Below are 18,000 nucleotides of genomic sequence, written 5' to 3'. Positions count from 1 at the left end.
CTTATCCGATGACGCTACTGTTGCGGGGTGGGGGCGTGCAGGGCAGTCCCCGCAGAAAATGGCGTACGACCCGGGTACCAGTGCGTCGTCGGGTGCACACGCCATTTTTGAGGAGTCTGCCCGGAGGGCCCCCACCCCCACCCACCGGGCAATCCGCGCCGCCCCGCGGGGCAACCCGCACACAAGCCCGTCCGGCGATTGAGGACGGAACCCCGCACCAAGGACAACGGCACCCTCACACCGCCGGGGCGAACAACGCCTCCTGGGCCGCCTCACGGGCCGACAGCAGCGCGCCGCGCAGGACCGCGGTGCCGCCGAGCAGGCCGGCCCGGACCTCGGTGCGCAGCGGGGACATCCTGGCCAGCCGCTCCTCGACGCGCGCGGCCAGCGCCTCGCCGCCGGCCGAACCGACCTCGCCCGCCAGCAGCACGCAGCCCGGGTCGAGGACAGAGGCGACGGCGGCGACGCCGAGGGCGAGGCGGTCGGCGAAGGCGCCGAGGAAGGTCTCGCTGTCCCCCTCCCCGGCCAGGGCCGCCCGGACGGCGACCGCGGCACCGGGCTCCTGTCCCCCGGCCGGTGCGGTGATGCCGTGGGCGGCGGCCAGTTCGCAGACCGGCGCCGAGCCGACCAGCGAGTGGAAGCCCCCGTCGCAGTTGAGGGCGGACGGGATCCCGAGCGTGCCGGGTACCGGCAGGAAGCCGATCTCCCCCGCACCGCCCGAGGCGCCGCGGCGCAGTTTCCCGTCGAGCATGACGGCCGCGCCGACGCCGTGGCCGAGCCAGAGCAGGACGAAGGTGTCGTGGTCGCGGGCGGCTCCGGCGCGGTGTTCGGCGACGGCGGCCAGATTGGTCTCGTTCTCCACCAGCACGGTCGCGGGCAGCCGCTGCTGGAGCACCCGGACCAGTCTGCGGTGCCAGGCGGGCAGACCGGTGGTGTCCCGCAGTTCCCCGGTGACGGGGTCGATGAGGCCGGGGGCGCCGACGCCCACGCTGTGCAGCGGCGCGGCGCCGGCGGTGCGCGCCGTGCGTTCCAGGAGGGCGACGGCCTGTTCGACGGCGTCGTCGGCGTCCGTATCGCTGCCGATCGGCAGGGTGGCCTCGGCGAGGATCGCGCCGAGCAGGTCGGAGACGACCACGGCGACGCTGTCGGTGCGTACGTCGAGGCCGGCGAGGTGCGCGCGGTCGGCGACGATCCCGTAGAGCCGGGCGTTGGGCCCGCGGCGTTCGGCTCCGGCCTCGCCGACCACCTGGATCAGACCCGCTCCCTGCAGTCGTTCGACCAGGTCGGCGACGGTGGGCCGGGAGAGTCCGGTCAGGGTCTTCAACTGCGTGGCCGTCAGCGGGCCGTCCTGCTGGAGGAGGCGCAGGGCGAGCCGGTCGTTGATGGCCCGGGCGGTGCTCGGGGATGCGGGCATGCCGGGATCCTTCCAGATCGCCGCCACGGTGCGGGACCGGGCGGTCTATTTATCAGGCAGGGTTCCTGATAGTTTACTGCCCGCATCGCGGAGCACTGCGCCGGGAGCGCCGCGGAGGAATCTCCAGGGGAGGGAACAGCGTGATGACGACGGATTCCACGGCTACGGTCTTCGGAGCACGAGAGGTGAGGCGGGCCAGGTACGCCGTTGCCGCGGTCTTCACCGTGCACGGCACGGTGACCGGCAGTTTCGCCACCCGGGTGCCCTGGATCCAGGACCACGCGGGAGTCAGCGCGGGGCAGCTCGGCATCGCCCTGGCCTTCCCGGCGATCGGCGCCTCGCTCGCGATGCCGCTCGCCGGTGCGGTCAGTCACCGATTCGGCGCCCGGACCGCGCTGCGCGGGCTGCTGGCCCTGTGGACCCTGGCCCTGATCCTGCCCGCCCTGGCTCCCAACCTCCTGACGCTGTGCGCGGCGCTCTTCGTGTACGGGGCCTCGGCCGGCATGTCCGACGTGGCCATGAACGCGCTCGGGGTGGAGGTGGAGAACCGCCTCGACAAGTCGATCATGTCCGGGCTGCACGGGATGTGGAGCGTCGGCGCCCTCATCGGTTCGGCGGCGGGCACGGTGGCCGCGCATGTGGGCGCCGACGCGCGGCTGCACCACACGATCGCCGCACTCGTGCTCACCGTTCTGGGTCTGATCGCCTGCCAGCGGGTGCTGGATCTGCGCAGCGAACCGGACGAGGAGCCGCCGCCGCGCTTCGCGCTGCCGCCGAAGTCGGCTCTGATCATCGGCGCGGTCGGCTTCTGCGCGGTCTTCGCCGAGGGGGCCAGCCTCGACTGGTCGGCGGTCTACCTCCGCGATGTCCTGGACAGTTCGGCCGGACTGGCGGCCGCGTCGACGACCGCGTTCGCCCTGACGATGGCCGTCGCCCGGATCGCCGGCGACCGGATCGTCGACCGCTTCGGCGCGGTACGGACCGTGCGGACCGGTGGCGTCCTCGCGACGGCCGGCGGGGTGATGGTGGTCACCGCCCCGAACGCGGCCCTGGCGATGTCCGGCTTCGGGCTGATGGGGCTCGGCATCGCCGTGGTCGTCCCGCTCGCCTTCGCGGCGGCCGGGCGCAGCGGCCCCAACCCGAGCCAGGCGATCGCGGGCGTCGCCACGATCACGTACACCTCGGGCCTCATCGCCCCGTCGGCCATCGGCTCCCTGGCGGAGGCCACCTCGCTGGTCGTCTCGTTCGGTGTGGTGTCGGTGCTGGCGTTCGGACTGGTGCTCGGCGCCGGGGTGCTGCGGGCCGGCGACCGCAAGGCCGTGGCGGCCTCGGACGCCGGCGCCGCGGGCAAGGCCGCGGCCGCTCCGCGCACCTGACGTGCGGCGGGGCGTCCGGCAGGTCCGGAGCCCGGCCGAAAGGACGCCCCGTTCCGGCACTAACATGGCGCAGGTCTTTTCCGCGGCGGCGGCGTGCCCGAGCAGGCACCGGACTCCGCACCTCTACACAGGGAGCAACCATGGGCGGCCTCGGCGTGCGCTGGACCTTGCACGGCGACGGGAAGACGCCCGCACCGGGCGCGGTGGTCCGCCCCGACGAGCGGCTCTCCTGGCCCCGGACGTTCGGGCTCGGCGCCCAGCACGTGGTCGCGATGTTCGGCGCGTCGTTCGTGGCCCCGGTGCTCATGGGCCTGGACCCGAACCTGGCGATCATGATGTCGGGTGTCGCGACGGCCATCTTCCTGCTGGCCACGCGCGGCCAGGTGCCCAGCTACCTGGGCTGTTCGCTCTCCTTCGTCGGGGTCGCCGCGACGATCCGGGCCAGTGGCGGCAGCAGCGCGGTCGTCACCGGCGCCGTCCTCGTGGTCGGCGCCGTGCTCTTCCTCGCCGGTCTCGCGGTGCAGCGCTTCGGCGCGCGGATCATCCACGCGGCCATGCCCCCGGTGGTGACGGGCGCGGTCGTCATGCTGATCGGGTTCAACCTGGCGCCGGTGACCGCGTCGACGTACTGGCCGCAGGACCAGTGGACCGCCCTGCTGGTGATGCTGTTCACCGGACTGGCCGTGGTCTGTCTGCGCGGCTTCTTCTCCCGTATCGCGATCTTCCTCGGTCTCGTCTTCGGTTACGTCCTGTCCTGGGTGCTGGACCGGGTCTTCGGGAAGATCCACTCGCCCGCCGGCGGGGCCGAGGCCGTGGACCACTGGCGGCTGGACCTGTCGGGTGTGGGGAAGGCCGACTGGGTCGGGCTGCCCTCGTTCCACGCTCCGAGCTTCGAATGGTCCGCGATCCTGGTCGCGCTGCCCGTCGTCATCGCCCTGATCGCCGAGAACGCCGGGCACGTGAAGGCCGTCGGCGAGATGACCGGCCGCTCCCTGGACGCCAAGCTGGGCACCGCGATCGCCGCGGACGGCGCCGCCTCGATGCTGTCGACCGCCGTGGGCGGCCCGCCGAACACCACGTACTCCGAGAACATCGGGGTGATGGCCGCGACCCGGGTGTACTCCACCGCCGCCTACTGGGCCGCCGCCTGCTTCGCCCTGCTGTTCGGCCTGTGCCCCAAGTTCGGTGCGGTGGTCGCCGCCATTCCCGGCGGGGTCCTCGGCGGGATCACCGTGATCCTGTACGGCATGATCGGGCTGCTGGGCGCCCAGATCTGGCTCAACGCCAAGGTCGACCTGCGCAATCCGCTGAATCTGGTGCCGGCCGCCGCGGGCATCATCATCGGGGTGGGCGGTGTCAGCCTCAAGATCTCCGACAACTTCGAGCTCAGCGGGATCGCCCTCGGCACGATCGTGGTGATCACCGGCTACCACGTGCTGCGGGCCTTCGCCCCGGCCCATCTGAAGACGCAGGAGCCCCTCCTCGACTCCGGCACGTCCGCGTACGACAAGGAGCCGCCGGCCGAGGGGGCCTGATTCCCCGGCCGACGGGCGTGACCGTCGCGGACCGCACCCCGGCCGGGGTGCGGTCCGCCGCTCAGAAGGAGTCGCCGTACCAGTGGACGGCGCCGGGCGCCGTGACGGTGGCCCGCACGGATGCGGCCGTGGCGTGCAGCGGCCGCGCCATCCCCGTGTGTTCGGTGACCTGGCGGGCATCGGCCAGCAGGGCGGGAAGGGCGGCCGTCACTCCTGGGCCGCCGGGAACGCGGACCCGGGCCCGGGTCAGACCCGCCGCCCGGCCGCGCGCACCGACGGCGGCGAACAGCGCGCCCAGGCACGCGTCCGCACCCGCGAACTCGCGCACCTCCACGCGGTCCCCCGCGTACTGCGCCACGATCCAGCCGGTGAGCGCCCCGGAGGCGGGGTCCACCGCCACCAGCGACCGCTCGACCGGGCCGTACCAGGCGGGCACCCGCACCGCCCAGTCCTCGGGCGCGCGCAGCGAGCTGAGCGGCCGGCCCGCGTTGTACGCGTGGTGCAGCGCCGCCACCTCGACGGCGTCCCGCGGGGTGGCCGCGCGGACCGGGAACGCGCCGGGGCCGGCCGGGGCGGCGAGTGCCCCCTCGGTGTACGTACTGCCGAACTCCTGCCATCCCGAGCTCCGGTAGACGCCGGGGGTGCCGGTGAACAGCAGCGACCAGGCGCACCGCTCGGCGGTCATCGTGCGCTCCGCCGCGGCGAGCAGCAGCCGGATCAGCCCCTTCCCCCGGGCCTCGGGGCGGGTGGCGACGCTGCCGATGCCGCCGACGCGCTGCGGGGTGCCCGCCGCGTCGCGGATCAGCCTCGGGACGTAGACGACGACCGCGTCGATCCCGTCCCCTTCGGGGTTCTCGGCGACGAAGGTGTGGCGGTGGCGTTCGGGGTCGAGGGCGTGCAGGTCCGAGAGGTGCGGGGCGACGAAGCACCGGCGCCACAGGGCCGCCAGGGCGGGGTCGTCGGCGGCGGTCGCCGTGCGGACGAAGGCGCTCACAGGACGAGGTTCCCGTCCGTGCGCACCGTGTCGCCGGCCGGGGGCATCGCGCTGCGTCGCGTGCCGTCCTCGACGCACGCGGTGTGCAGGACCGAACGGAGTGCGCCGGCGGCGAGGTGGAGGGTGCCGCCGGTGAAGCGGCTGCCGGTGGCCGCGTAGTGGTTCGTGCCGTCGGCGATGCGGATGTGCGCGGTGTCGGCGCCGGTGGCCGTACTGCTGAGGCCGGTGAGGTCCCAGGTCGCCTCTCCCGGGCCGGCCGCACGGCCGAGCAGCGCCGCGGCCTTGTTGCCGCCGGTGAACCTGGCCCCACCGGTGACGGTGATCCGCTGGTCGCGCACGCCGCTGAGCTCGATGCCGGTGTTGTCGTACGTACCGCCGTCGATCCGCAGGTCCGCGGAACCGACCGAGAGCGGGGCCGCGTTCTCGGTCCCGGTGACGGTGCAGTCGGTGAAGTGGACGGGGCCCGCGCCGCGCAGAACCGCTCCGTCGACCCCCCGGAACGTGCAGCGCACGAAGTGGACCGGTGCGGTGACCGGCGTCTGTACGAGGACGGCGCCGGCGGGGGGTGCGAAGGAGCAGTCGCTGATGGTGGTCGGCCGCGTGGAGCGGGCCGAGCGCTGGGCGACGGCGAAGGTCTTCGCGGTGCAGCCGCGCACCTGCGCCCCGTCGGCGTTGACGGTGAGGGTGCCGGCCTGGTCGAAGGTGGGGCGCGCGATCACCGTGACGTCCTCCAGCGTCAGGTCGGTGATCTTCGTGTTGGCGGTGAACCAGGAGCACACGTGTCTGCGCACGGTGATCCGTTTGGCGGAGATGCCCCACTGCGCCCCGGAGTTGGCGATGTCCATCAGTCCGGAGTTGCCGTCGAAGAGCAGGTCGTGCTCGTACTGTCCGTGGGTGGTGAAGGGGTTGCCGCCCGCGTCGTCACCGTCGCCGTGGCAGTTCACGACGGTGCAGTAGGCGGAGGCGGTCAGGTCGTTGAGGTGGCGCACGTTGCTGGTCGTGCAGTCGGCGACCCGTCCGTACAGGCAGTAGATCTGCTGGGTGAGGTAGCCCGCGCCGCCGTATTCGACGGTGGGCGGGTTCTTCAGCGAGCAGCTCTCGGTGCGGAAGCGGGTGCACCAGCGGCGCATGATGACGGGCCAGAAGGTCCCGGTGGCGTGGATGCCGGAGACGTCGCAGCCGACGGCGTACTCGAAGCTGACGGGGTGGGAGCCGGTGTACTCGTCGGGCCCCGCGCCCTCGAAGACCAGGTTGCGGATGTGGGTGTCGCGGACCGGTTCGATCCGGGTCCAGGTGAGCTCGCGGCCCGCGGCGAGTTCCCAGCCGTTGAGGTAGCCGATCCGGATGTGTCCGGCGTCGACGATTTCGGTGATCTCGACCAGCTTCTGGAGCTCGCGCTCGTCACCGCCGCCGCCCGCGACCGGGGCGACCTGCACGGCCCACCACTGGCCGACCGCGAACGCCTTGGTGTCGGGGACCGGGAAGGTGTCGGTGAGTTCGACGACCGTGGCGGAGAGCGCGTGCTGGACGGTGGTGTCGGTGACGGTGCCGCGGAAGGAGAGGACGGCGCCGAAGGGGTTGTCGTGGGTGTTCTTCTCGATGCCGGTGGTGTGGACGTGGTGTCCGCCGAAGTCGAGGGTGATGCCGGAGCGGTCGAAGCGGTGGCGCCGGGTGAACAGGAGGTCGGTGTGGGCTTCGACGCGGTGGACGCTTCTGTCGTCGACCATGGCGTCGAGGGCCGCGTCGGCGGGGGTGTCGGCGTCGAAGTGGCCGAAGGTGCGGAAGTCGAGCGTGCCGGTGTGGAGTTGGTGCCAGCGCCCGGTTCCGGTGCCGTGGGGGGCGATGACGGTTCCGCCGTTGTGCGCGGCGGTGGACGCGCGGTCCCAGCGCAGGGCCATGCCGCCGCCGTCGCCGGGCGCGCGGTATCCGGCGACCAGGGCCTGGGCGCCGTCGTCGAGGGGCTGGGTGTTCAGCGCCCGGAGTGCGGCGACCGTGTCGGCACGGAGCACCTGGCCCGGGTGCGCCGGTGCGGCGGGCGCGGAACCCGTGGCCACGGCCGTACCGGCCATGACGAGACCGGCCAGACCCGAAGCCCGCAGAAGATTCCGGCGGGACGATGCATTGACGGACATGGCGCAGGTGCTCCTCGAGTGGTCGATGCGTACGCGGTGAGAACCGGCTGCCGGCCGGTCGCGGTCAGATCGAGTTGCGGTACGGCGGCATGAAGCGCGTCCGCGGCATCTGGTCGGCCAGCACTCCCCCGTCCACGACGAGGCGGGCTCCCGTGAGGTACGCCCCGGCGTCCGAGGCGAGCAGCAGCAACGCGCCCACGCATTCGTCGGGCTGCGCGTACCTGCCGAGCGGGATGCGCTCGCGGTACGCGGATTCGAAGGCCTCCCGGTCGAGGGGGAACGCGCCGTCGATGGGGGTCTCGACCATGCCGGGGGCGAGGGTGTTGGCGGTGATGCCGTGCGGGGCGAGTTCGACCGCCAGCGTCTCGGTGAGCAGTTGGGCGGCGGCCTTGGAGGCGTTGTAGTGGGCCAGGCCCGCCTCCGCCACCAGGGCGTTCTTCGAGGTGATGGTGATGATGCGGCCGGCGACGGAGTCGGCGGTCATGTGTTCGGCGACGCGCTGGCTGAGGAAGAACACGGCGTCGACGTTGACCCGCATGATGCGCGACCAGCCGGCCGGGGTGATCTCGTTGAAGCGTTCCAGGGCCGCGGTGCCCGCGTTGTTGACCAGGATGTGCAGCGGTCCGGCCTCGGCTCGCACCGTGTCGACGAAGCCGGCCAGCGCCTCGGTGTCCGCGAGGTCCTGCCCGTAGGTGCGGCACCGCCGGCCGAGCGCCTCGACCGCCGACGCGGTCTCGGCGACACCCTCGGCCCCGGGCAGGTCGACCAGGACCAGGTCGGCGCCCGCCTCGGCGAGCCCGACGGCGAAGGACCGGCCGAGGCCCCGGGCGGCTCCGGTGACGACCGCGGTGCGGCCGGTCAGGTCGAAGCGGTCGGTGCCACGGGGCGGGACGGCTGCGGTCATGACGGGGTTCCTTCGGACGGGGAGGAGCGGGAGGTGGGCCGCCGCGCGGGGACACAACGGGGGTGGGCGCGGCGGCCCGGCTACGGACCGGCACCGGGGCCGAGGGGGTTCGGCCCGGGCGCCGGCCCGCAGATGGTGGGGAACGGCCGGTCAGCCGTTCAGGCCCAGCAGATCGAGCGAGGGGCGGTGGATGATCTCCTCGACCGCGTCCGCGTCGAGCGGCGGCAACCCCGGGATGCCGGGGATGCGGGCGATCTCCCGCAGCCCCTTCACCGAGTCGTCGACGGTCGTGAACGGGTAGTCGCTGCCGAACAGCACCTTGTGGAAGACCCCGTAGTCCTGGACCAGCCGGAGGCTGTGCCAGAGCTGGAAGGGCCGGTAGTGCAGGGCGCTGAGGTCGGCGTACACGTGCGGGTGCTTGCGGATGACCGCGATGCACTCGCCCTCGAAGGGGTGGCCGAGGTGGGCGAGGACCATCCGCAGTTCCGGGTGGCGGATGGCGACGGCGTCCAGGTGGCGGGGCATCGCCCACTCCAGCGGTGCGCTGGAGACGAAGGTCGTACCGGTGTGCACCAGGAGCGGCAGCCCGTTGCGTTCGGCGTACGTGTACAGCTCGTCGTACTCCTCGGCGGCCGGGTCGAAGCCCGCGTACATCGGCATCAGTTTGATGCCGCGCAGGCCGAGCTCCTGGTGGCCGTAGCGCAGTTCGTCCTGCCAGCCGGGCTGGGTGGGGTCGAGCGCCAGGTAGCCGATCAGCCGGTCGGGGTGTTCTCCGACGTACGCGGCCACGGCGGCGTCGTCGACCCAGAGGCCGCTGCGCCGCGCCTTGCCGCCGACGACGATCGTGCGGGTGGACTCGGGAGCGGTGGCCGCGTACTCCTCCCACTTCACCGTGAGGTCGACCTCGCCCGCGTGGGCGCGGGCGGAGTCGGAGCTGAACGGGTCGGTGAAGTCGTGGCTGTGCCGGAAGAGATGGGAGTGGACGTCGACGATCATGTGCGGTTCCGCTTCTCCCAGCCGTCCGCGAACATGTTCCAGAAGCGGTGGCTGGGCGGGTGCTCCTCGAAGACCTCGTCGACGAGCTCGACGCCGAGCCCCGGGGCGGTCGGCAGGCCGATGCGGCCGCCTTCCATCGGCAGGGTGCCCTTGAGGGCGTCGAAGACGAACGGCTCCAGGAGCCCGTCGAAGGTTTCGAGGATTTTGAAGTTGGGGATTCCGAGCGCCGCGTGCACCGAGACGGTGGTGCAGAGCGGTGAGTTGGAGTTGTGCGGGGCCACGAGCATGCCGTGGGTGTCGGCGATCGCGGCCAGCTTCCGGACCTCGGTGAAGCCGCCGGCCATGGAGAGGTCGGGCTGGATGATGTCGACGGCGTTCGTGGCGAAGAGCTGCTTGTACTCGTAGCGGTTGTGGAAGTGCTCGCCGCCGGAGAGGGGGAAGGCGGCGCGCTGCCGCAGTTCCGCGTACCGCTCGATGTGGGTCCAGGGCATCGGCTCCTCGAACCAGCCGATGTCGAAGGGTTCCAGCTCCCGCACGAGACGGGCGGCGGTCGGCATGGCGAAACGGGCGTGGCCTTCGATGAAGAGGTCGATGTCCGGTCCGACGGCTTCCCGGACGGCGGCCACGAGGTCGAGGGAGCGGCGCAGCTCGGCCCGCTCCAGCTCGTGCAGACCGGGGCCGAAGGGGTCGAACTTGAGGGCGGTGAAGCCCTTGGCCACGGTCTCCTTCGCCTTGGCGGCGAAGACCTCGGGCTCGCGTTCCCCGGTGTACCAGCCGTTGCCGTACACCCGGACGTCGTCACGGCACGCGCCGCCGGTCAGCCGGTACGCGGGAACGCCGAGCGCCTTGCCCATCAGGTCGTACATCGCCTGGTCGAGGCCGGACAGGGCGATGCCGCCCATGTCGCCGCCGCGCAGGAAGTCGCCCTGGTAGACGCGGAGCCAGAGCTCCTCGGTGTCGAAGGGGTCGGCGCCGATCAGGTGCCGCCGGGCGATGGCCTCGGTGAGGGCACAGACCTCGCTCACACGGTAGGGGTGGGTGATCTCGCCGATGCCGCTCAGGCCCTCGTCGGTGTGGACGCGTACGTAGCCGAAGTCGCGCCAGGAGGTGCCGAGCATCAGGGTCTCGACGCGGGTGATGCGTCCGGCGGGGCCGGCGGGGCGGGTGCGGTTGACGGTCAGCATCAGCGGGTCGCTCCGCCCATGGTCGAGGTGTTCTCCAGGTCGCGGGCGCCGCCGTCGGCGAGCACGGCCTTGACCGCGGCCTCGGTGCCTTCGATCAGACGGTCCACGTCGGCGTCGGTGTGCGCGTAGCTGATGTGGCTGCGCTTGAGGTTGAGCGGCAGTTCGAACAAGCCGTGCTCCAGGAGTCTGCGGCGGTAGCCGACGAACATCGAGGCGTCGTTGTTCAGGAGGTCGGCGTAGGTACGGGGGGCCTCGCCGGGCATGAAGTAGCTGACGAAGACGGAGCCGTAACCGGTGACGACCGCGGGGACGCCGAGGCGCTCGTAGAGGCCGGCCAGTCCGGTGCGGACGCGCTCGCCGAGCCGGAAGACGTGGTCGTGGACCGGCTCCTCACGGAGCTTGCGCAGCGTGGCGAGGGCGGCGGCGACGACGGACGGGTGGCCGTTGTACGTGCCGGCGAAGAAGGCGGGGGCCCCGGGACGGGTGGAGAACAGGTCCATCAGGTCGGCCCGGCCGCCGATCGCGCCGACGGGGGCGCCGTTGGCGATGGCCTTGCCGAGGGTCGTGAGGTCGGGGGTGACGCCGGAGATCTTCTGCCAGCCGCCGGTGTCGTGGCGGAAGCCGGTGATGACCTCGTCGAAGATCAGGACGCTGCCCGCCTTCGTGGTCTCCTCGCGCAGCGTGGTGAGGAACTCCTGGTACGGCAGGAGGGCGCCGACGTTGTGCGGGACGGGTTCGACGATGACGGCGGCGATGTCGGAACCGTGCTCGGCGAAGGCGCGGCGCACGGCCTCGCTGTCGTTGAACGGCAGGACGAGCGTGGCTTCGAGGACCTCGGGCAGGATGCCGGTCGAGATCGGGTCGTGGCCGCCGACCTTCGAGGGCTCGGAGATGACGTTGAGGCTGACCGCGTCGTGCCAGCCGTGGTAGCAGCCCTGGAACTTGACGACCAGGCGGCGGCCGGTCGCGGCGCGGGAGACGCGCAGCGCGTGGAACGTGGCCTCGCTGCCGGTGCTGGTGAGCAGCACCTTCTCGATCGAGGGGATCAGCTCGGTGAGCTGTTCGGCGAGGAGGACCTCGCCCTCGGTGACGCCGACGCCCATGTGGCCGAGCGTCGCGCCCGCCTCGGCGGTGGCGCGGGCCACGTCGGGGTCGTTGTGGCCGAGCAGCGGCGGGCCGAACGCCGAGTGGAAGTCGGTGTACTCGCGTCCGTCGGCGGTGCGGAACCGTGCGCCGTGGGTCCCGGTGACGACCAGGTCGGTCAGTCCGGGGACGCTGCGCTGACCGCTGTTCACGCCGCCGGGTACGACCTGGCGGGCGCGTTCGGCGAGTCGGGCTCCGGATTGGTTGCCTACCGGGCCTGAGCTCATGGTGCTTGCTCCTTGCGTCGAAAGTCGTCGGTTTTCGCGGGCCCTGCCCGGCCCGTGAGTCCCTGGCGCCATCCGCCCGGCAGTCGCCGCAGGAAGAGGTGATCCGTGGTGCTCGGTGATGCGTCTCGCTTTTTCAGAACGCTGTTCTGTAGAGCAGAACAGTGCCTGGATATTACGTCCGCCCCGAAATCCGGTCAACCCCCTGCCGGGCAATCGACGCCTGAAATCGCGGGCCCGCTTGCCCGGAGGCACTCTCGGCACCACCAAAAGGCACTACGCTGTTCTGCTATGACGAACAGTGCTGCGCCAGAAGAACCGAAGTACTGGGTCAGGAGCGTGGCCAGGGCAGCGGACATCCTCGAAGCGCTCGCCGCTCCCTCGCAGGGGAACGGCCTGAGCGTCACCGAGGTCGGCCAGGCCTGCTCCATCTCCAAGAGCGCCGCCTTCGGCATGCTCCAGACCCTGCGTGCGTACGGCCTCGTCTCGGACGACGGCGAGGGCATGAACCGCCGCTACCGGCTGGGCATGAGCCTGGCCCGGCTCGGCGACCGCGCCAGGTCCCAGGTCTCCTTGCGCGGCGTCGCCCACCCGGTTCTGCGCGACCTCACCGGGGTCACCGGCATGGCGTCCCGGCTCGCCGTCCCCGAGGACGGCCACGCGGTCGTGGTGGACCAGGTCGAGCTCGACCAGCGCGTCCGGCTCGATCTGCGGATGGGCCAGCGCGAGCTGCCGCACTGCACGGGTCTGGGCAAGGCGCTGCTCTCCGCCGTTCCGCAGAGCGAGGCCGCGTCGATCGTCGAGCGGTTCGGGCTGCCCCGGCGCACGTCCCGCACCATCACCGACCCGGCGACGTTCCTGTCCCACCTCCGCGACATCGCCCGGGTCGGTTACGCCCTGGACGACGAGGAGGACGCCGAGGGCATCATCTGCATCGGGGCGCCCGTCTTCGACGACCGGTCGGTGTGCGCCGGGGCCGTCTCCATCACGGGTCTCAAGCTCGGCCTTCCGGCCTGGCGCTACCAGGAACTGGGCGGCCAGGTCCGGGACGCGGCCCGCCGGATCAGCGTCTCACTGGGCTGGACCGAGGACCCGGACCCGGATGCTTCCGGCTCCGAGGCGTCTCAATCCGACGGATTCGGGTCTTGACCGATCGGCTTCACCCGCCGTAGGTTCCCTGCCAACCGAGGTGACATTCAGCCGTCACCGACGGTTTGCCCCCTCCGGTCCGCTTCCGGCGCCTGCCCACCGCGCCGTGAACATCCGATGACCGAACCCTTTTCAGCCATCCGCCCCATGGCAGTTCACCACAGGAACGCTCCCTCACTCGTCGCACTTCTCGGAAGGCGAAGTCCGCATGAGCGTTCCGCACCACAGCACCCCTGCATCGTCCCGCCGCAATCTGCTGCGGGCTTCGGGTCTGGCCGGTCTGGTCATGGCCGGTACGGCCGTGGCCGCCGGCACCGCGCAGGCCGCGCCCGCCCCCGCCGGTGACGTCCTGCGCCTGGACACGGTCGCCGCTCTGCGCGCCCTGAACACCAAGCCCCTCGACGACGGCGCCCAGGTCCTGCTCGCCGGCTACCGGGCCCCCGGCGACGGCGGCGCCATGGCCCTGCGCTGGGACACGAAGTCCACCGCCGCGCACAACGGCGGAACCGTCATCGCCCCCGACCGGACGACCGCGACCGGACGCTGGCACCAACTCCACACCGGCACGCTCGACTTCCGCACCTTCGGCCACTTCGACGCCGAGACCCCGGCCGACGCCGCACTCGACGCGATGATCGACGACAGAAGCGTCCACCGCGTCGAGGCCCACACCGACCTCCTCTTCACCGAGCGCCACCTGTGGAACCGCTCGCACATCGAGCTCGACTTCGGCGGACACCGCATACGCACCGAAGGCATCGAGAAGAACACCCACGACAACCCCTTCGGCGCCGTCCTCTCCTTCCGCGGCACCGTCACCGACACCACCGTCCGGCACAGCCTGAGCGCGGCGATGCCGGATCTCTCGGACCTCTTCGAGGTCGGCGACTCGTCGGGGTTCGCCGTCGGCCAGTGGTGGGCCGTCGAGGTCAACGCGCTGGCGGGGACGTACGAGAAGGAGATCCAGCGCCTGGTCCAGGTCACCGACGTCGTCGACCCGGCGCACATCCGGGTCAACTACCAGATCGGCTGGGATCTGGCGGCCGGCCGCACCCTGACCTGGACCCGGATCGAGCCCGTCGAGCGCGCCCACGTACGGAACATGGTCTTCGAGGGCTGGGGCGAGGACGAGATGACCGGCTCGCACCCGGTCGCGTACGAGTACGCGGTGCGCTGCGACGTCTCCGGCATCGAGGCCGTCGGCACCTTCTGGCCCGTGGTGATGCGCCGCTGGTGCACGTACTACCGCACCGAGCAGTGCGCGCTCACCAACCCGAAGTCCGTCACCTACGGCGGCGCGGGCTATCTCACCCAGCAGATCTACTGCCTGTACGGGCACGTGGAGGACTGTCACACCTCCAACGCCCGCCACCTCAACGACTTCACGGCCTCCGCCTACTGCTACGTCACCAACTGCCACGGCGACGGTGACGACGAGGGCCCGTTCGTGACGCACGGCCAGTTCGAGCACGACCTCGTCTACACCGGCAACTCCGGCCTGATGACGTTCGCCAACTCGGGCGCGGCCTGGGGCGGCAGGGCCAAGCGGATCACCGTACGGCGGCACGCCTGCTCCTGGTTCGTCGCCCGCGTCAAGATCACCGATCTGACGCTGGAGGACGTGCTGGTCATCGGCAAGAAGTCGCTGGCGGGCTCCGGGATGCTCTGGGTCAACGCGGACGGGGTGCAGATGCGGGGCTGCACGGCCACCGGTCCGCTGATCGTCTCCCGGGCCTCGGACCTCTCCGCCCGCCCCAACGTGATCGCCGACTCCTCGTTCGCGTTCGCGGCGGGCGCGGAGATCACCCAGTCCAACGTCACCGTCCCGCTCACCCTCCAGCGCACCACGCTGAAGGGCGTCGACGGCGCGGTGTTCAACGGCACCGGGCCGCTCGTCGTCGACCAGTGCACGCTGAGCGGCTCCAGGGACACCGCGCCCCTCTCGCTCGCCCACGCCGACATCACCGTCCTCGGCGGCGAACTCCGCGACACCGGGCTGCGGTTGACGTCCGCGAAGGACCAACGCCTCCGCATCGACGGAACGCGCCTGCGCGGCACCAACAAGGACGGCGCCCTGCTCGCCCGGACCGGCTCCGGGCGGACCGTCGACTGGCAGCTCAGCGGTCTCGACTCGGCCCCCGACGAGGGCACCGCCCATGTGCTGCTCACCGAGGGCGCCAACCGCTACCGGGCGACCGGCTGCACCTTCACCGGCGGCCGGCTCGAACTGCGGCCCGCCGCCTTCGCCGGCGCCTCCAGCCATCTGCTGCACACCGGCTGCGTCGAGGACGGCACCGAGCGCACCGCGCTGCCCGAGGAGGGCGAGCGCGTCGCCCACACCGCGGCCACGCTCCGCTTCTGACCACATCCCCCTTCGAGCACCAGGGATTCCCCGTGTCCACGCATACCCCGATCACCGGCCGGCCCGTACGGGTCGCCCTCGTCGGCGCCGGCAACCGCGGTCTGACGTACGCCGAGTGGATCAAGGCGCACCCCGAGCGCGCCGAACTCGTCGCCGTCGCCGACCCGCGCCCCGCCGCACGGGCGGCGGCCGGTGCGCCCGTCGAGTTCGACGACTGGCGGCCGCTCGCCGAGAACCGCATCGCGGACGCCGTGATCGTCGCCACCCAGGACCGCTTCCACGTGGAGCCGGTGCTGGCCCTGGCGGAGGCCGGCTACGCGATCCTCGCCGAGAAGCCCCTCGCCCCGACCGAGGAGGAGACCCGCCGGATCGTCGAGGGGGTGGAGCGGGCCGGGGTCCTCTTCGCGGTCTGCCACGTCATGCGGTACACCCCGTACACCGACCTGGTGAAGGGGGTCGTGGACTCCGGTGTGCTCGGGCAGCTGGTCTCGATCGACCATCTGGAGCCGGTCGGCTGGTGGCACTACGCCCACAGCTACGTACGCGGCCCCTGGCGCAGCGAGAAGGGCTCGTCCCCGATGCTGCTCGCCAAGTCCTGTCACGACCTGGACTGGATCACGTACGTCATGGGCGGCCGGATCGAGCAGGTCACCGGTTTCGGCGGGCTGAAGCACTTCCGGCCCGAGAACGCCCCTGCCGGGTCCGCCGACCGCTGCCTCGACTGTGCGGTCGAGTCCGGCTGCCCGTACAGCGCGCTGAAGCTGTACCTGCCGACGCTGCGCGAGAAGGGCCCGGTCTGGCCGGTCACGCATGTCACCGAGGCGACCGACGAGGCCGGTCTCGTACAGGCGCTGCGCGAGGGCCCGTACGGGGTCTGCGCGTACCGGAGCGACAACGACGTGGTCGACCACCAGGTGCTCGCCATGCAGCTGACGGACGGCGTGACCGCGACCTTCCAGATGGTGGCGTTCACGGAGCAGACCCACCGCCAGACCCGGATCTTCGGCTCGCACGGCTGGCTCATCGGTGACGGCGAACGGGTCACGGTGCAGGACTTCCGGACCGGGGAGTCGGCCGTCCACGAACTCGGCGCGTCCGGGTCGAACGCCGCCGACGGGCACGGCGGCGGGGACGCCGCGCTCGTCGAGGCGTTCGTCACCGCCGTCGCCACCGGCGACGCCGGGGCCGTGCGCTCCGGCCCCGCCACCTCGCTCGGCAGTCATCTCGCGGCCTTCGCCGCCGAACGTGCCCGGCACACCGGCACCGTCCAGACGGTTCCGGCGCAGTGACCTCTTCCCGCCCCACCCTCACGTCCTCGGAGGACCCCCTCATGTCCCGTCTTCTCACGCGTCGTTCCAGAGTCCGTGCGCTGGCCGTCCCCGTCGTGGCCACCTCGCTCGCCGCCGGTGTGCTGGCCGGCTGCTCGGGCAGCGGCGGCGACGACGACACCGTCACCATGTGGACCTACCCGGTCATCTTCGACGAGGCCAAGAACAAGGCGTACTGGGACGGCCTCGTCAAGGCCTTCGAGAAGGAGCACGCGGGCGTCACGGTGAAGGTGGAGACCTTCCCGTGGGCCAACCGCGACACCGCTCTGGCCACGGCCATCGCCTCGGGCAAGGGCCCGGACGCCGTCTATCTGATCCCGGACCAGCTCCCGAAGTACGCCAGGAGCATCGTCCCGGCCGACGACTACATGCCGGCCGACGCCAGGTCCGACTACACCGACTTCGCGCTGAAGTCCGTCACCGTCGGCGGGAAGGCGCTCGCCACCCCGATCCTGACCAGCGCCAACCCCCTGATCTGCGACAAGCGCGTGTTCGCCGCCATCGGCGAGAAGACCTACCCGGCGAGCTGGGCGGACCTGGAGGCGCTGGCCCCGAAGCTGAAGGAGAAGGGCTACTACGCCACCAGCTACAGCGGTGACACCCAGCAGACGCTGAACATGACGTTCTACCCGCTGCTGTGGCAGGCCGGCGGTGACGTCTTCTCCGAGGACGGCAAGAACGTCACCTTCAACGACGCGGCCGGCGTCAAGGCGCTGACGTACCTGAAAAAGCTGGTCGACGGCGGCTACACCGACAAGGACCTGGTCACGACCACGCCCAAGCTGGAGCAGACGCCGACGGCCAAGGGCAAGGTGGCCTGCACCTGGCAGAACACCCCGGCGGACGTCGAGCCGTTCTGGGGCAAGGAGAACATCGTCGTCCAGCCGCCGCTCAAGGACACCGCGTCGGTCGGTTACGGCACCGTGGGCGCGCTGTCGATGCTCAAGGGCGCCGACAAGAAGAACACCGGGGACTGGCTGAACTTCGTCGCCGAGTCGAAGAACGCGGCCGGTCTCCAGAAGGCCGCGGGCTTCTTCCCGGCCCGCACGTCCGGCGGCGACCTGTACCCCGGCGACGCGCTCCAGAGCGCCGTCGGCGCCACGCTGCCGAGCATGGACGTGGGCCCGCTGCAGGACAAGGCCCGTGAGGTCCAGGGCATGCTCGCGCCGGAGATCCAGGCGGCCCTGCTCGGCAAGAAGAGCCCGCAGGACGCACTGGACGCCGCGCAGAAGGCCGCGCAGGCGATGCTCGGCCGCTGA

General features: G+C 71.8%; 13 protein-coding genes. 6 read left to right on the top strand and 7 right to left on the bottom strand.

The annotated features are described in order from the left end of the window. Positions 1-235: 235 nt before the first annotated feature. Positions 236-1,414, bottom strand: a complete 1,179-nt coding sequence (locus ABZ454_RS19360; protein WP_356318813.1) for an ROK family transcriptional regulator — start codon at positions 1,412-1,414, stop codon at positions 236-238. Between the two features lie 143 nt (positions 1,415-1,557). Here ABZ454_RS19360 and ABZ454_RS19355 point away from each other — a divergent pair, with 143 nt between their 5' ends. Both ABZ454_RS19355 and ABZ454_RS19350 read left to right on the top strand, forming a co-directional pair. Beyond that, entirely contained in the window at positions 1,558-2,790 is a 1,233-nt protein-coding gene (locus ABZ454_RS19355; RefSeq protein WP_356318812.1) for an MFS transporter, read from the top strand. Between the two features lie 140 nt (positions 2,791-2,930). Beyond that, complete coding sequence (locus ABZ454_RS19350) at positions 2,931-4,325, top strand: solute carrier family 23 protein (protein ID WP_356318811.1); 1,395 nt, start codon at positions 2,931-2,933, stop codon at positions 4,323-4,325. Between the two features lie 61 nt (positions 4,326-4,386). Here ABZ454_RS19350 and ABZ454_RS19345 read toward each other — a convergent pair whose 3' ends face one another. The 6 genes from ABZ454_RS19345 to ABZ454_RS19320 all read right to left on the bottom strand — a co-directional run bounded on the left by ABZ454_RS19345 (position 4,387) and on the right by ABZ454_RS19320 (position 11,905). Beyond that, positions 4,387-5,319 carry a GNAT family N-acetyltransferase gene (locus ABZ454_RS19345; protein ID WP_359539394.1) on the bottom strand — a complete coding sequence of 311 codons (933 nt, stop codon included), beginning with the start codon at positions 5,317-5,319 and terminating at the stop codon, positions 4,387-4,389. Next, positions 5,316-7,451: a peptidase C14 gene (locus ABZ454_RS19340; protein WP_359539392.1), complete on the bottom strand. Its 2,136-nt coding sequence runs from the start codon at positions 7,449-7,451 to the stop codon at positions 5,316-5,318. The genes ABZ454_RS19345 and ABZ454_RS19340 overlap by 4 nt, the downstream gene beginning before the upstream one ends. Before the next feature lie 64 nt (positions 7,452-7,515). Next, the gene (locus ABZ454_RS19335) at positions 7,516-8,355 is read right to left on the bottom strand and encodes an SDR family oxidoreductase (protein ID WP_359539389.1); all 840 of its coding nucleotides are present in this window, start codon (positions 8,353-8,355) and stop codon (positions 7,516-7,518) included. A 150-nt stretch (positions 8,356-8,505) separates the two neighbouring features. After that, positions 8,506-9,351: an amidohydrolase family protein gene (locus ABZ454_RS19330; RefSeq protein ID WP_356318807.1), complete on the bottom strand. Its 846-nt coding sequence runs from the start codon at positions 9,349-9,351 to the stop codon at positions 8,506-8,508. Next, on the bottom strand, positions 9,348-10,535 hold the full coding sequence (locus tag ABZ454_RS19325; RefSeq protein WP_359539386.1) for a mandelate racemase/muconate lactonizing enzyme family protein: 1,188 nt from the start codon (positions 10,533-10,535) through the stop codon (positions 9,348-9,350). Before ABZ454_RS19325 ends, ABZ454_RS19330 begins: the two co-directional genes overlap by 4 nt. Beyond that, a complete protein-coding gene (locus ABZ454_RS19320; protein ID WP_359539385.1) occupies positions 10,535-11,905 on the bottom strand; it encodes an aspartate aminotransferase family protein in 1,371 nt (456 codons plus the stop codon). The genes ABZ454_RS19325 and ABZ454_RS19320 overlap by 1 nt, the downstream gene beginning before the upstream one ends. 288 nt (positions 11,906-12,193) lie before the next feature. On the opposite strand from ABZ454_RS19320, the gene ABZ454_RS19315 reads away from it, so the two are divergent. From ABZ454_RS19315 to ABZ454_RS19300, 4 genes are all read left to right on the top strand, one after another. Next, positions 12,194-13,051 (top strand): IclR family transcriptional regulator, encoded by an 858-nt coding sequence (locus ABZ454_RS19315; protein WP_356318804.1) that lies wholly within the window; start codon positions 12,194-12,196, stop codon positions 13,049-13,051. A gap of 208 nt (positions 13,052-13,259) precedes the next feature. Then, positions 13,260-15,413: a peptidase C14 gene (locus ABZ454_RS19310; RefSeq protein WP_359539383.1), complete on the top strand. Its 2,154-nt coding sequence runs from the start codon at positions 13,260-13,262 to the stop codon at positions 15,411-15,413. A 32-nt stretch (positions 15,414-15,445) separates the two neighbouring features. Then, entirely contained in the window at positions 15,446-16,702 is a 1,257-nt protein-coding gene (locus ABZ454_RS19305) for a Gfo/Idh/MocA family oxidoreductase (RefSeq protein ID WP_359539380.1), read from the top strand. A gap of 41 nt (positions 16,703-16,743) precedes the next feature. After that, positions 16,744-18,000, top strand: coding sequence for an extracellular solute-binding protein (locus ABZ454_RS19300; RefSeq protein WP_359539378.1), 1,257 nt, complete (start codon positions 16,744-16,746; stop codon positions 17,998-18,000).

The sequence above is a fragment of the Streptomyces sp. NPDC005803 genome (assembly GCF_040630435.1).
Classification (GTDB): Bacteria; Actinomycetota; Actinomycetes; order Streptomycetales; family Streptomycetaceae; genus Streptomyces.
This window is presented reverse-complemented; position numbering and strand designations above follow the sequence as displayed.

Coding starts and splice junctions, on each gene's coding strand:
- ABZ454_RS19360 (WP_356318813.1), bottom strand. CDS start 1,414: ATGCCCGCATCCCCGAGCACCGCCCGGGCCATCAACGACCGGCTCGCC.
- ABZ454_RS19355 (WP_356318812.1), top strand. CDS start 1,558: ATGACGACGGATTCCACGGCTACGGTCTTCGGAGCACGAGAGGTGAGG.
- ABZ454_RS19350 (WP_356318811.1), top strand. CDS start 2,931: ATGGGCGGCCTCGGCGTGCGCTGGACCTTGCACGGCGACGGGAAGACG.
- ABZ454_RS19340 (WP_359539392.1), bottom strand. CDS start 7,451: ATGTCCGTCAATGCATCGTCCCGCCGGAATCTTCTGCGGGCTTCGGGT.
- ABZ454_RS19335 (WP_359539389.1), bottom strand. CDS start 8,355: ATGACCGCAGCCGTCCCGCCCCGTGGCACCGACCGCTTCGACCTGACC.
- ABZ454_RS19330 (WP_356318807.1), bottom strand. CDS start 9,351: ATGATCGTCGACGTCCACTCCCATCTCTTCCGGCACAGCCACGACTTC.
- ABZ454_RS19325 (WP_359539386.1), bottom strand. CDS start 10,535: ATGCTGACCGTCAACCGCACCCGCCCCGCCGGCCCCGCCGGACGCATC.
- ABZ454_RS19320 (WP_359539385.1), bottom strand. CDS start 11,905: ATGAGCTCAGGCCCGGTAGGCAACCAATCCGGAGCCCGACTCGCCGAA.
- ABZ454_RS19315 (WP_356318804.1), top strand. CDS start 12,194: ATGACGAACAGTGCTGCGCCAGAAGAACCGAAGTACTGGGTCAGGAGC.
- ABZ454_RS19310 (WP_359539383.1), top strand. CDS start 13,260: ATGAGCGTTCCGCACCACAGCACCCCTGCATCGTCCCGCCGCAATCTG.
- ABZ454_RS19300 (WP_359539378.1), top strand. CDS start 16,744: ATGTCCCGTCTTCTCACGCGTCGTTCCAGAGTCCGTGCGCTGGCCGTC.